This is a genomic window from Reyranella sp. (assembly GCF_965279465.1).
In the GTDB taxonomy this organism is placed as follows: domain Bacteria; phylum Pseudomonadota; class Alphaproteobacteria; order Reyranellales; family Reyranellaceae; genus Reyranella.
The window spans coordinates 2,833,969-2,847,108 of sequence record NZ_OZ257242.1 but is presented as its reverse complement, the minus strand read 5'-3'; the positions used below and the strand labels follow the sequence as shown (position 1 = coordinate 2,847,108).

The 13,140-nt window shown below is 64.3% G+C and carries 12 protein-coding genes; 9 read left to right on the top strand and 3 right to left on the bottom strand.

Going from position 1 to position 13,140, the window contains the following annotated elements:
* Positions 1–255 precede the first annotated feature (255 nt).
* Positions 256–1,479, bottom strand: a complete 1,224-nt coding sequence (locus tag ACQY8M_RS13900) for a serine hydrolase domain-containing protein (protein ID WP_428672930.1) — start codon at positions 1,477–1,479, stop codon at positions 256–258.
* An 86-nt stretch (positions 1,480–1,565) separates the two neighbouring features.
* On the opposite strand from ACQY8M_RS13900, the gene ACQY8M_RS13895 reads away from it, so the two are divergent.
* Entirely contained in the window at positions 1,566–2,855 is a 1,290-nt protein-coding gene (locus tag ACQY8M_RS13895) for a hydantoinase/carbamoylase family amidase (RefSeq protein ID WP_428672927.1), read from the top strand.
* Here ACQY8M_RS13895 and ACQY8M_RS13890 read toward each other — a convergent pair.
* On the bottom strand, positions 2,834–3,775 hold the full coding sequence (locus ACQY8M_RS13890) for an amidohydrolase family protein (protein WP_428672924.1): 942 nt from the start codon (positions 3,773–3,775) through the stop codon (positions 2,834–2,836). The two genes, ACQY8M_RS13895 and ACQY8M_RS13890, sit on opposite strands and share 22 nt — an antisense overlap.
* Positions 3,776–3,835: 60 nt before the next feature.
* On the opposite strand from ACQY8M_RS13890, the gene ACQY8M_RS13885 reads away from it, so the two are divergent.
* The 3 genes from ACQY8M_RS13885 to ACQY8M_RS13875 are packed head-to-tail and all read left to right on the top strand — an operon-like array spanning position 3,836 to position 6,340.
* Positions 3,836–4,582, top strand: a complete 747-nt coding sequence (locus ACQY8M_RS13885) for an SDR family NAD(P)-dependent oxidoreductase (RefSeq protein ID WP_428672922.1) — start codon at positions 3,836–3,838, stop codon at positions 4,580–4,582.
* Positions 4,583–4,610: 28 nt separating this feature from the next.
* Positions 4,611–4,976: a thioesterase family protein gene (locus ACQY8M_RS13880; RefSeq protein WP_428672920.1), complete on the top strand. Its 366-nt coding sequence runs from the start codon at positions 4,611–4,613 to the stop codon at positions 4,974–4,976.
* The gene (locus ACQY8M_RS13875; protein ID WP_428672917.1) at positions 4,973–6,340 is read left to right on the top strand and encodes a tetratricopeptide repeat protein; all 1,368 of its coding nucleotides are present in this window, start codon (positions 4,973–4,975) and stop codon (positions 6,338–6,340) included. Before ACQY8M_RS13880 ends, ACQY8M_RS13875 begins: the two co-directional genes overlap by 4 nt.
* A 347-nt stretch (positions 6,341–6,687) precedes the next feature.
* On the opposite strand, the gene ACQY8M_RS13870 is transcribed toward ACQY8M_RS13875, so the two are convergent.
* The gene (locus tag ACQY8M_RS13870) at positions 6,688–8,115 is read right to left on the bottom strand and encodes a DUF2252 domain-containing protein (RefSeq protein ID WP_428672914.1); all 1,428 of its coding nucleotides are present in this window, start codon (positions 8,113–8,115) and stop codon (positions 6,688–6,690) included.
* Positions 8,116–8,334: 219 nt separating this feature from the next.
* Between ACQY8M_RS13870 and ACQY8M_RS13865 the strand changes: the two genes are divergently transcribed.
* From ACQY8M_RS13865 to ACQY8M_RS13845, 5 genes are all read left to right on the top strand, one after another.
* Positions 8,335–9,114 carry a hypothetical protein gene (locus ACQY8M_RS13865; protein ID WP_428672911.1) on the top strand — a complete coding sequence of 260 codons (780 nt, stop codon included), beginning with the start codon at positions 8,335–8,337 and terminating at the stop codon, positions 9,112–9,114.
* Positions 9,115–9,144: 30 nt separating this feature from the next.
* Positions 9,145–9,822 (top strand): hypothetical protein, encoded by a 678-nt coding sequence (locus ACQY8M_RS13860; RefSeq protein ID WP_428672908.1) that lies wholly within the window; start codon positions 9,145–9,147, stop codon positions 9,820–9,822.
* Between the two features lie 204 nt (positions 9,823–10,026).
* Positions 10,027–11,121: a patatin-like phospholipase family protein gene (locus ACQY8M_RS13855; RefSeq protein ID WP_428672906.1), complete on the top strand. Its 1,095-nt coding sequence runs from the start codon at positions 10,027–10,029 to the stop codon at positions 11,119–11,121.
* Positions 11,122–11,133: 12 nt separating this feature from the next.
* The gene (locus ACQY8M_RS13850) at positions 11,134–11,496 is read left to right on the top strand and encodes a rhodanese-like domain-containing protein (protein WP_428672904.1); all 363 of its coding nucleotides are present in this window, start codon (positions 11,134–11,136) and stop codon (positions 11,494–11,496) included.
* Positions 11,497–11,643: 147 nt separating this feature from the next.
* Positions 11,644–13,137: a CoA-acylating methylmalonate-semialdehyde dehydrogenase gene (locus ACQY8M_RS13845; RefSeq protein WP_428672900.1), complete on the top strand. Its 1,494-nt coding sequence runs from the start codon at positions 11,644–11,646 to the stop codon at positions 13,135–13,137.
* Positions 13,138–13,140: the final 3 nt, after the last annotated feature.

The following is a 13,140-nucleotide window of genomic DNA, read 5'->3' as shown; positions in this document are numbered from 1 at the left end:
TTCTATGACACCGAGCTGCAGGTCACGACCAAAAGGCACGCGCGCTGTCGGCTGTCAGTTGCACATCGATAAACTTTCTACGAGACCAAGCCGCCGTTGCATTTGACGCAGATCAAAGGGATGCCGGCCTGGACGAGTTCGGCCTGCGTATAGTCGAGGAATAACCCGGGATTATCGTGGGGTGGCCAGACGCAACACGACCATCAATTAACGTGCAAGCCCGTTGCCGAGTCCCAAAGAAACGATACCGGACTTTTATCGCTCGGCGCTCACGAGCTCATAGGTGCCGCGCTCGAACGCATCGTAGACGGCCAATGCCTTGGCGTCGGCGAACGGCAGATACTGCATCATGATCACGCCGGCGATGCCGCGCTCGGGATCGACCCAGAAGTATGTGTTGTTGATGCCGCCCCAGCTCAGGCTGCCGGGGGAGCGCTTCCCGGGCACCTGATCGGCCGTGGTGAGGAAGCCGAGCCCCCATTTGTCGCGGCCGTCGGCGATGAAGGTGAAGTCGGCACTGCGCGGCAGCGCGGACTTGTGCGCGGGGACCGAGATCGCGCCGATGTGGTTCTGACCCATCAGCGCGACTGTCTCGGCCCTGAGCACACGCACCCCGTCCAGCGCACCGCCGTTCAGCAGCATGCGCACGAACCGCCCGTAATCGCTTGCGGTCGAGGCGAGGCCGCCACCGCCGATCGGCGCCGCGATGGCGAGGCCGGGTTGCGGCGTCTGCAGCTCGATGGCGCCGTCCATGCGCTCGCCGGCCCGCCACTGTTGCGCGACGAGCCGCGGCCCCTTCGCCTCCGGCACGTTGTAGGACGTGTCATCCATCTTGAGCGGGGCAAAGATGTGCTGGCGGAAATAATTCTCGAGCTTCTGCCCCGACACCACTTCCACCAGCCTGCCGACGACATCGGTGCTGGTACTGTAATACCAGCGCTCGCCCGGGTCGAAGAGCAGCGGTCCGCCAAACGGGTAGGTTTCGCCATCGCGTGGCTTGAAATCGCGCCAGGTCGCGCTGGTGAACGGATAAGCCAGCCCGGACGTGTGCGTCAGGAAGTGCCTGACCGTTGCCGGTCGAGCGGCGGGGCGGAGCCGGTAATCTCCGGTCACCGCATCGAACGATTCGAAGACTTTCAGTCCCAGCAGCTCCGGCAGGTATTTCTCGGCCGGCTCGTCGAGACCGAGGCGGCCCTGCTCGACGAGCTGCATCAACGCTACCGACGTGACCGGCTTGGTCATCGACGCGATTCGAAACAGCGCGTCGGTCGTGAGCGGGCGGCCGGTCGCAACATCCGCCACGCCGAAGGCGCTCAGGTAAAGCACGCGCTCGCGGTCGGTGATCAGCGCCACCACACCCGGCACGTCCTTGCGCTCGACGGCGCCGCGCAAGCTTGCGTCGAGGGCCGCTCTCCCCGGCAAATTTTGTGCGTTCGTGGTGTCGGCCAGCGCACCAGCCGCAACGCCCATGGTCAGCATGATTCCGGCAGTCCTTCGGTTCAGCGGAACGATATCACGGGCCGGCATTGACGTGTACGATCAAACTGCTGCCCGCGAGCCTCTCCATGACCGACCCTCTTTCTCATCTCGACTCATGCATTGCCGAAGTCTGGGAATTCCTGGAGCGGATAGGCCATGAGACGACGGATAGCCCCGGCATCACGCGCGCCGCCTGGAGCAGGAACGACGAGATCGCCGCGGACGGTGTCCGCATCTTTGCCCGTCGTCATGGTCTGCAGGTATTGAACGACGCGTTTGGAAACATCCAGTTGCTGCTGCCCGGCGTCGATCCCGCGACCCCCTGTGTCACGACCGGTTCGCATCTCGACTCGGTACCGCACGGCGGCAACTACGACGGCCTTGCCGGCATAGCGGCAGGCCTTGCCGTGCTCGCCGCGGCAAATGCCGATCCGGCCAGCCGGACCAAGCCCTTTCGGGTCGTGGCCATGCGAGGCGAGGAGAGTCCCTGGTTCGGGACGGCCTATCTCGGAAGCCGGCTCCTGCTGGGCCTGTCGACACTGGATGAGATCGGCGATCTCGTCAGATCAGACAGCGGACAATCGTTGCGGCATCACATCTGGCAGCTGGGATACCCACGAACGGTCGAAGCCGTCGCACCCCTGCTCAATTCCGATCTCGTCACGTCCTTTCTCGAGCTCCATATCGAGCAAGGACCGCTCCTCGAGGCGGACGGCATTCCGGTCGGCATTGCCACCGCGGTGCGCGGCAATGTCCGGTTTCCCGACGCGCGCTGCATCGGCGCCTATGGCCATTCGGCTGCACTGCCGCGCCGTTTCAGGCGGGACGCCGTTCTCGCCGTGGCGGAGCTGGCGCTTGGTCTCGATGGATTCTGGAAGGACAGGATCGCTCGAGGAGACGAAGACTTCGTCTTCACCGTCGGCAAGTTCTCGACGGATGCGGTGCTGCACGCCATGACCAAGGTGGCCGGAGAAGTGAAGTTCAGCCTGAATATCGGAGCGGCCGCGAAGACCTCACTGGATGAGGCGCGAGCCCTTCTGTTCGACCTGATCAAGGGTATCGGGAAAGATCGAGGAGTCACCTTCGAATTGGGTCGGGAGGTCGGAACGCCGCCGACGCCGATGGACGGGCAGCTAATCGCGCTGATCGAGGACGCCGCCCGGCCGCTCGGAATAGCGACCTGCCGCATGCCCACAGTCGGACATGACGCGGCCATGTTCGCACGCGCAGGCATTCCGTGTGCCGTCCTCCTCATCCGCAACGCGAACGGCAGCCACAACTCGGAGGAAGCTCTGGACCGCAGGGACTTCGCTGCCGGCGTTCACGTGCTTGCCCGCGCGATGCATCGCCTCCCTCAGCCGACCGGGAGCCGGTAGAAGGACGCGGCATTCTTCCAGAAGAAGCGGTCTCGATCGGCCGGCGAATGGTCCGCGAGCATGCGGTCGAGAGAGCGGACGAGCGTGTCGTAGTCTATCCGCAATCCGGCAACGGGAAAATTGCTCGCGAAGATGCATCGTTCCATGCCGAATATCGCAATCGCCTCCATGACGACCCTTCGGTTCGATTCGTAATCCCAGGCGCTGTCCTTCAAGCCGAACTCAGAAACCTTGACGTGAACGTTCGGCTCGCGCGCCACGGCCTCCATGCCTCGGCGCCATGCCGCAAGTCCCTCCTCGCTGCGATCCCAGGGGAAGCCGGTATGGTTCAGCACGATCAGGGTGCGCGGGAACTGCCGTGCCACTTCGGCGGCTTCGGCGAGGTGCCAATAGGGCACGCGGAGATCCCAGGACAGTGCGTACTTCTCGAGGAGAGAGAAGCCGCGCAGCCATTTGTCGTCCTGCATGGTGCCCGGCGCGCCAGGCGTGCCGGTCCCGGGACGAACGGAAGTCACTGGCTTCGACCGGATCCCGCGCACCAGCGGAAACTGCGACTGGGCGGCAATGATCTCTTCCGCATTCTCGGTATGGAACCAGGCGTGCGCGACAATGGCGCCCGGAAAGCCGTAGCGTGCATTCACGTCGGTCAGCCACCGCGTTTCGGCGACCTGCCGGGAGCGGTCCATCTCGGCTTCGCAATGCACCGTCGTCAGGACGTTGTGGGCGCCCGAATCCCGCAGATAGTCTTCCGGCAGGTAGTTGCGCTTGATCGCATCATACGGGCCCAGGAAGAAGTGCGGCTCGGGCTGATCGGTGAGGAAAGGATAGCGGCTCGCTTTCAGGTCCCAAAGGTGGTGGTGAGCATCGATGAGCGTGACTGCTCCCGGCAATTCATTCCATTCTCTCTTGATGGTCATCATGATCTTTTCTCGTCGGTGAACGACCGCCGCGAGAGTACCGCAAGACGCCAGGAGAACAGCATGAAGCTCGCAGGAAAAATCGCCCTGATCACCGGAGGCTCGCGTGGGATCGGCCGTGCCACGGCACTCGCCTTCGCCGCCGAAGGCGCGGACATCGCCTTTTGCCACCTGAACGACGACAGCAAAGCCGACGAAACCGCCGGCGAGATCCGCGCCCTGGGCCGGCGCGCCCTGCACCGCTCGGTCGATGTGGCCGACATTGCGGCGGGGCGGGCCTTCGCCGGCCAGGTGGCGCGCGAGCTCGGGCCGGTCGACATCCTGTTCAACAATGCCGGCATGAACATCCGCAAGCCGTTCGAGGCCTATACCGAGGAGGAGTTCGACCGGGTGATCTCCGTCCATCTGAAGGGCATGTTCTTCATGGCGCAGGCGGTCTACCCGGCGATGATGGCGCGGGGGCAGGGCTGCATCATCAACGTCGCCTCGCAGCGCGGCCTGAAGGGCGCTGTCAATTCGGCACCCTACTCCGCCGCCAAGGCCGCGATCATGGGCTTCACGCGCGCGCTGGCGTGGGAAGCGACACCGAGAGGCATTCGCGTCAATGCCATTGCGCCGGGCCCGATCGTCACCGATCTGACGGCGACCATGACACCCGAGGATCGCCAGGCCTTCATCGATGCGCTGCCGGTGGGCCGATTCGGCCGGCCGGAGGAAATCGCCGCGACCGCCCTGCTGCTGGCCGGTCCGGACGGCGGATTTTATGTTGGCGCGACCCTGTCGCCCAACGGGGGAGACGTGATGTACTAAGCCGGCGACAAACCTGGGAGAGAGACACATGGCGGATGACCTGAAGCCGGGACTCAAGGCGGAGATCGTCAGGACGGTCGATGACAGTCTGGTGGTCAAGCACATGGGCGGCGACGGCGTGCTGTCCACCCCGAACATGATCGGCCTGATGGAGCGGGCCGGCATCGAGGCCGTACAGGCGCATCTCCCCGAAGGTCACACTACCGTCGGCTTCGAGGTGCACGTCAAGCACTTCGGCGCCACGCCGAAGGGCCAGAAGGTGACGGTGCGCGCCGAGCTGCTCGAGGTCGATGGCCGCAAGCTCCGCTTCAAGGTCGAGGCGCACGACGAGGACAAGAAGGTCGGCGACGGCACCCACCGCCGCGCCATCATCGCGGTTCAACGCAAGGATTGAAGGACGGCTGGCGGCAAAGGACGCGGTCGCTTCTCAACAAGCCCACCGGGGTGATCCATATGTACGCAGATCGATACGGTCTGGCCCTGTCGACGACGTCCGCCGACGCGCGGGACGCCTACGTTCAGGGCTGCGATCTGGCGCTGACCTTCTATCCCGGCGCCCTTGAAGCCTATGAGCGCGCCATCGCTGCCGATCCCGGCTTTGCCCTGGCCCACAGCGGCAAGGCCCAGGTGCTGATCCGGGAAGGAAACGTGCCGGCGGCACGGGCGGCCCTGGCCGCTGCCAGCAATCTCGCGGCCGGTTTGCCGCCGCGCGAATCCAGCCACATCGCGTTCCTTGAGCTGGTGTTCGCGGGGCGGACCGACGCCGCGATCGCCGCCCTGTACACGCATCTGGCGGCATGGCCGCGCGACGCTCTGGTGCTCTCCACAGCGGCCAATCCCAACGGACTGATCGGCGCCTCGGGGCGCCTCGGACAGAAGCACGATATCGCGGCGCTCATGGACAGCCTCGCCCCGCATTGGGGCGACGACTTCTGGTTCCTGTCCCACCATGCCATGGCGCTGTCCGAGGACGGGCAGCTCGCCGCGGCCCGGCCTAAGATCGAGCGCTCCGTCGCGGCGAACCCCAACAACGCCCATGGCGCGCACGGCTTCGCGCATGTTTGCTACGAAAGTGGCGAGCCGGACACGGCCCGCGCCTACCTGTCGTCCTGGCTCGCGACCTATCCGCGCGATGGCTTCTTCCATGGCCATCTGAGCTGGCATCTCTCGCTGTTCGAGCTCCAGGCCGGCCATTGGGACGAGGCGGTACGGCTGTATCGGGACGCCATCGCCCTCGACCGGCACAGCGGCGGGCCGCAGCAGAGAGTGTCGGATGGCGCGGCGTTCCTGTGGCGGTCCGAGCTCGCCGGCCACCCGCGCGACGCCGCCGCCTGGCGCGCGATATACGAGTACGGAAAAAGCGCGCTGCCGCAGCCCGGCAACGGCCTCGCCGACCTGCACGTCATCCTGGCACAGGCGGTGATGGGTGATGATGCCGGGCTCGATGCCCGCGTCAGGCAGATGGAGGCGCTGGCACGCGAGGGCCGGTACCCATCGGGCTCCTATTTGCCTTCGCTGTCGCGCGGATTCGCGGCGTTCGAACGCGGCGATTTTTCCGCCGCGATTGACGCGCTCGCGCCGCTCGCCGGAGAAAACGAACGCATCGGCGGCAGCCGCGCACAACATGACCTGATCGATTTCACCTTGATGAAGGCCTGTCTCGAGGCCGGCCGTCTGGAGGAGGCGCAGCGCCTGCTCGGCACGCGCCGCCCCGGTGCGTCGGGTGTTCCTGTCATAGGGATTGCGGCTGCGCATTGAGCGGCAACACCGAAGCGAGCGGTCATGCCCGACTGCCTTATGTTAAGGCACGACGATCCGGCCGGCCGGCCAGCGACTGACCGAGCTACACCCAATTTTTGGTAAAGACCGGGACGTTCCGCGGCTGAAGCGCCATTGGCTCAGGGGTCTGACGGCGCGAGTCGGGCACCACGTCACCGATCACCGACCGTATCGGCGGCTACATCCGTCTCGAGGCCGAAAGCCTCGCCGCGGTCGAAGCGTTGCTGGCCGGCAATCCGGTGTTCGAGGACGGCGGCACGGTCGAGCTGCGGGACCTGCCGGAGGGAAGTCGACAGTGTGCGACAGCCTCCGGCACAGGGACCAGGCTATCGATCTTTCTCGATTTGAACCTTGATTTTGCCGGCCCTTACGGCGGCCTTGAGCGCCGCGTGGTCCTGCTCAGCCTGGTCGGCATAGGCAACCGCGAAATCCCCCATCGCCTCGTCGAATGTCGCGCTCGTGCCGAGATAGCCGCTAAGCAACCAGGGGTGGCTCGCTCTGCCATGCGCACGAGCGAGCGTCCATCCACAAAGCCCGCCGTAGACCTCCAGCATGCTGCGATCGAAGGTATCGACCAATGGCTTGATCTTCGCGTCACGCAGCTGACGGACATAGACTTGGCGGCCTTCGAGACCGGTCAACCAGCCAAGAAAGATGTCCGAGGATGCCTGCATCAGACGCTGGCCCATCACCACGCGCTGGCCCGAGTGGTCATAGAGGCTATTGCCGGCATAGGGTTCGAGCACCGATGCGACAGCCTGCTTGAACTGCAGAAAGAGCGGCCGGTTCGACGACGACATGAACAGGCCGATCGCGCAATAGCGCCCGACACTGCCGATCCCGACGACCTTGATCGCGACGTCGACCAGACGGTAACGATCGAACAAGGCCCGCCGATCGTCGGGCAACGTATGCCGATATTGGGCAAGAATCTCGTCCACCGCCTCCCTGAACCCCTCTTCCCGCTGCGCATCCATGTGAAAAATGAGCGGCGGCTGATCCTTGATCTGCACCTGGCCGCCGACCATTTCGGCGAGCTTCGGGTAGTCGACCTCCGACGTTCTCTGCTCCTGTGCCTTGTCGATCCGGTGCCGGACGTTCTTTTTCAGATCCGAATCGTCGAGGAGGTGGACGACATCGTCCGCGCTGATACTCGAGTACCACGCCTCCAGCGGGCTCATTTCGGCGACTTCCCGCAGCCGCTCGCGGTAGCTGCGTGCGCATGCCACCGCGGCATCGCGGCCCGCCGCGTCGGACAGGCCATTCGACCGGGCCGCGAGCACGAACGAGGCGACTAGCCGCTTGACGTCCCACTCCCACGGCGCCGGCAGGGTCTCGTCGAAGTCGTTGATGTCGAACACGATGTTGCGCTCGGCAGTGGTGAACCCGCCGAAATTGAGCAGGTGGCAATCGCCGCAGGCCTGGACACGAATGTCCGTTGTGGGCGTAGTGAAGAGGTCGGCGGCCATGACGCTCGCCGATCCGCGATAAAAAGTGAACGGCGATTGCAGCATCCTGCCGTAGCGAATCGGGATGAGCTCGGGTATGCGCCCGGTGTCCGAGGCACGCAGGATCTCGAGAGGATCGGAGCGATCCTTGGTCCGCTTCCACGCCCCCTGGCTCGACCGGGGGATAGTGTCGCGCAGGTGCTTGCCGGCCGCGACGAGATCGTCGGCCGGCACGGAATGGGGAGGGCGCCTGGTCTCCGGCGGTGCATTATCGGCGCGGCTCGATAGTCTCGTCACGTTGCTCATTCAGTCCTCGCTTCACGCAGGGCCTGCGCCGCTCGATCGGGCCATGCTGCCGAAGATGGCCAAGGATGAAATTGAGCCAAGTCAAAGCCGCAGTATATTCCTGGGTGTATTGGTTGATTGTGCCGGCATGAACGTGGGCGCCGAAACAGCCATGGGCTAGTTGGCATTCGCCGCGTCTTGACCGACGTTCTCCGCGCGGAGAGGGAGGTCTTGCCAGTCATGAAGGTCGACCCGAACGAGCACGACCTCCTGGTCATTTTTCTGGTCAGTGTGGTCGTGATCCTGCTCGCCGGCGAGGTTGGGCGGTGGCTGAGCAGAGGCGCTCCGAAGCAAGGTAAGGACAACATATCGACGCTAGAAGGGGCGATCCTCGGCCTGTTGGCCCTGATGATCGGGTTCACCTTTGCCATGGCCTTGTCACGCTTCGAAGCAAGGCGCGATGCCGTGCTGATCGAGGCAAATGCCATCGGCACCACAGCTTTGCGGGCACGCCTGCTACCGGCGCCCCATAATGGGGAGACGCTGAAGCTGCTGCGCGAATATGTCCAGCTTCGGCTCGACATCACCCGGCATATGCCAACCTCGGCGGAGCTCGACACCATGGTCGGGCGGTCGAACGCGATCCAGGAAGCTCTCTGGCAGCAGGCCAAGGCCGTCGCGGCAAGGGACAACGCGATGGTGCCGACAGGACTGTTCATTCAATCGCTGAATGAAATGATCGACGATCAGGAGAAGCGTCTGATGGCCGTGCGAAACCGCCTGCCGATCGTCATTCTGCTCGCGCTATACGGCGTGGCCACCATCGCGGTCGGCTTTGCAGGGTATGCGAGCGGGTCGCAGACGAGACGCTCGCGGCTGCCGGTCTACCTCGTAGGCATACTCGTCGCCGCGATGGTCATTCTCATCCAGGACCTGGATCGCCCCGGTGCCGGATTCATAAGAGTCGGCCAGGAATCCATGTTCAGCGTCGCGGCCAGCATTGCCGCCTTCGCCGACTAGACGTGCCTCGGCGAAACGAAGGGGACAGTAATGACCCAGATCAGGCCGGTTACCGGCAAGCACCTCCGCACGCCCCGGGCCGCTGCGGTCGCCGGACTTCTCTTCGCTGTGCTTCTGATCCTTGCGCTCGCACTTTTTCGATCGTCGATACCAAAAAATCCCCTGGACCCGGGCCAATGGCTCTCGGCGCCCCTCGAGAGGGTTGCCGTCGGAATTAACTTGATCCCGTTTGCAGGACTCGCGTTTCTCTGGTTCATCGGTGTCGTGCGCGACCGATTGGCGGAGGCCGAAGACCGTCTCTTTGCGACGGTGTTTCTCGGCAGCGGCCTGTTGTTCCTGGGCATGCTGTTTGTGGCAGGCGCCGTGTTCGGTGCCATCGTCACCGTTCACATGGCCAAGCCGGAAGCGCTGATCAGCTCGCCGACCTTCGCGCTGGCCCGCGCCTTCGCCTACAACCTCATCAACGTGTACGCCATCAAGATGGCCGGCGTGTTCATGATGATCACCTCGACACTTGCCATCCGTACCGGATTCGTGGGCCGGTGGCTGGCGATACCCGGACTCGTCATGGCGGCGTTTCTTCTGTTCGGCAGCCACTCGTTCGACTGGAGCTTTGCCGTCTTTCCAGCCTGGGTTCTCCTGGTGAGCACCTACATGCTCATCGACAATCTGCAACGTGTGCGGCCAGGTCCGGAGACCGCCCCCTGACGAAGTGCCGCTCGGCTTTTCCAGCGGACTTGACCCAGATCAAGTTCCCTCGCGGCTCCGCAGAGCACATTGATGCCAGAATTGGTGACTTGGGGCGAAATGAAACGTCGAGACACTCTACGAGCTTTCGTCGCTGGCGGAGCGTTGATGGGCTTGTCGGCCTGCGGCGATGTTCCCCGGGGACCTGCGGTTCCGCGGGGAGAGATGGCGCGAGCAACCGTGCTCGGCATTGCCAATGAGCGCTTCCATCCCCTTGTCGACGGCAAGCGCCTTCAGGACGAGTTGGCTCAGGCCGCGGAGCGGCGACGCCTCAAGTACGGGGTGGCGACGCCGTTCGACATCCCGGAATACAACATGCTGGCTGTGTCAGGCGGAGGCGAAGATGGCGCGTTCGGCGCCGGGCTACTCTGCGGGTGGAGCGAACATGGCGACCGTCCCGTATTCGACTGGGTAACGGGCGTCAGCACCGGCGCACTAACTGCGCCATTTGCGTTCCTTGGCTCCGCCTATGACTCGAAGCTGCGCGCAGTCTACACGGGGATCACCGCGAAGGACGTATTGAAGGAGCGTGGCCTGATCGCAGCACTCATTGACGACGCCCTCGCCGACAATGCGCCTCTCTTCGCCACGCTTTCCCGTTATCTCGATCAGCAAATGCTGGCGGATCTTGCGACGGCCTACAATGACGGCCGCCTCTTGTTGATCGGGACGAGCGACTTCGATTCGCAGAATGGAGTCATCTGGAATGTCGGCGCGATCGCCGCGAGCGGGCATCCGCGGGCGCGCGATACGATCGCCCGCATTCTGCTCGCTTCAGCCGCGATACCGGGCGCGTTTCCGCCGACAATGATCGATGTGACCGTGGACGGAAGGCCGTACCAGGAGATGCATGTGGACGGCGGTGCATTCGCACAGGCATTCCTCTATCCCCCCTCATTGACCCAACAACGCCGGCAACGCGCTGCGGCGCGCCAGCGCGTCCTGCCCGTCGAAGCCTATGTCATTCGCAACGGCCGGCTCGATCCGAACTGGTCCTACACGAAGCGACAAACCCTCGGCATTGTCGGTCGGGCGATCGACACCATGATCACGGTCAGCGGGATGAACGACGTCGTACGAATGTACAACACGACGCGGGCAGACGGGATTGGCTTCAACCTTGCCTACATCGGACAGGACTTCTCCTATGTGTCTCCCGCCCCGTTCGACCAAGGCTATATGCGCAAGCTGTTCGAGTATGGCTACGTGCGGGGGCAGCAGGGCTACCCGTGGTCGAAGAAGCCGCCCGTCGCCGCGTGACGTCCTCACTTCGTGAACGATGGGGCACCCCGCGGATGGCCATCTTTCGGAACCGACCCCCTCGATGAAGCGCACGCCAGCACCTCTCCGTCGGTGTGGCATCGCTCGCCTGGCGGAGCTGTGTTCTGCGCGCCCCAGCTCGACGTTCGAGAGCCCGTCGAGCTTGCCGTCGAGAAGAGTCCAGGCGCCATCAATATTCCGCTGGGACAGCTCCGCTCACGTCTCGACGAACTGCCGCGCGACCGGGACATTCACGTCATCTGCCGCTCCAGCCAGCGCGCATACTATGCAACGCGGATACTGACCCGGAACGGGCTGAAGGCGCGCAATCTGTCCGGTGGCATGCTCTCGCACGGTCTTTCCCCCTCTGGCTGATGTCAAAGTCCATTCCGCGCCCATCCAATTGCGGTGCGGCTGGTCGCCGTCGCCCGACGCATGCCAGCGGCAACCGATATGGTGCAGAGCCGGCTCTTCTGAGGTTCTGGCATGCAGTGTTAGAATGGTGATTTATCGGAGGAAATGATGGCAGCCAGCATAGGGCATTACATCGGCAACAAGCCGGTCGCGGGCAACAGCGGGCGCACGGGGGACATCACCAACCCGGCGACAGGCGAAGTGACCGCCAAGGTCGCCTTCGCTTCGGTGCAGGAAGTCGATCAAGCGGTTCAGGTCGCAAAGAAGGCGCAGCTCGCCTGGGCGGCGACGCCGCCGCTCCGGCGCCAGCGTGTCATGTTCAACCTCAAGGGCTTGATCGAGAAGCGCATGGACGATCTCGCGCGCCATCTCTCGCTCGAGCACGGCAAGACCTTCGACGACGCGAAAGGCGAGGTCGGGCGCGGGCTCGAGGTCGTCGAGTTCGCCTGCGGCATCGCCCATCACATGAAGGGCGACTTCACCGAGCAGGTCGCGTCCGACATGGACACCTGGTCGATCCGCCAGCCGCTCGGCGTGGTGGCGGGCATCACGCCGTTCAACTTCCCGATCATGATTCCGTGCTGGATGGGTGCGATGGCCGTGGCGACCGGCAATGCCTTCATCCTGAAGCCGTCGGAGAAGGACCCGAGCGCACCGATGCTGCTCGCGGAACTCTATACCGAAGCGGGCGCGCCTCCGGGCATCTTCCAGGTGATCAACGGCGACAAGGTTGCGGTCGATGCGCTGCTGAAGCATCCCGACGTGCCGGCGATCTCCTTCGTGGGATCGACGGCGATCGGCGAGTATGTCTATCACACCGGCACGCAGATGAATAAGCGCGTGCAGGCGCTGTGCGGCGCCAAGAACCACATGGTGGTGATGCCCGACGCCGACCTCGACCAGACGGCCGACGCGCTGATGGGCGCGGCCTACGGCGCGGCCGGCGAGCGTTGCATGGCGATTTCAGTCGCGGTCGCGGTGGGCGGTGTCGGCGACAGGCTGATCGAAAAGCTTGCCCCGCGCGTCCAGGCGCTCAAGGTCGGGCCGGGCCTCGACCCGCAATCGGAGATGGGACCGCTGGTGACGCGCCAGCACCGCGACAAGGTGATGGGCTATGTCGACCAGGGCGTGAAGGAAGGCGCCAAGCTCGTCGTCGACGGCCGCGGGCTGAAGCTGCAGGGCTACGAGAACGGCAACTTCATGGGCGGCTGCCTGTTCGACGAGGTGAAGCCCGAGATGACGATCTACAAGGACGAGATCTTCGGGCCGGTGCTCTCGGTCGTGCGCAGCAAGACCTTCGACGAGGCGGTCAAGCTGGTGAACGACCATGCCTACGGCAACGGCACGGCGATCTTCACCCGCGACGGTGACGCCGCCCGCGCCTTCGCCAGCAACGTCAAGATCGGCATGGTCGGGATCAACGTGCCGATCCCGGTGCCGGTCGCCTATCACAGCTTCGGCGGCTGGAAGGCCTCGGTGTTCGGCGACCACGGCATCTACGGCATGGAGGGCGTGCGCTTCTACACCAAGCTCAAGACCGTGACCGCGCGCTGGCCGACCGGCATCCGCTCGGGCGCCGAGTTCAACTTCAACGCGCGCTGACCC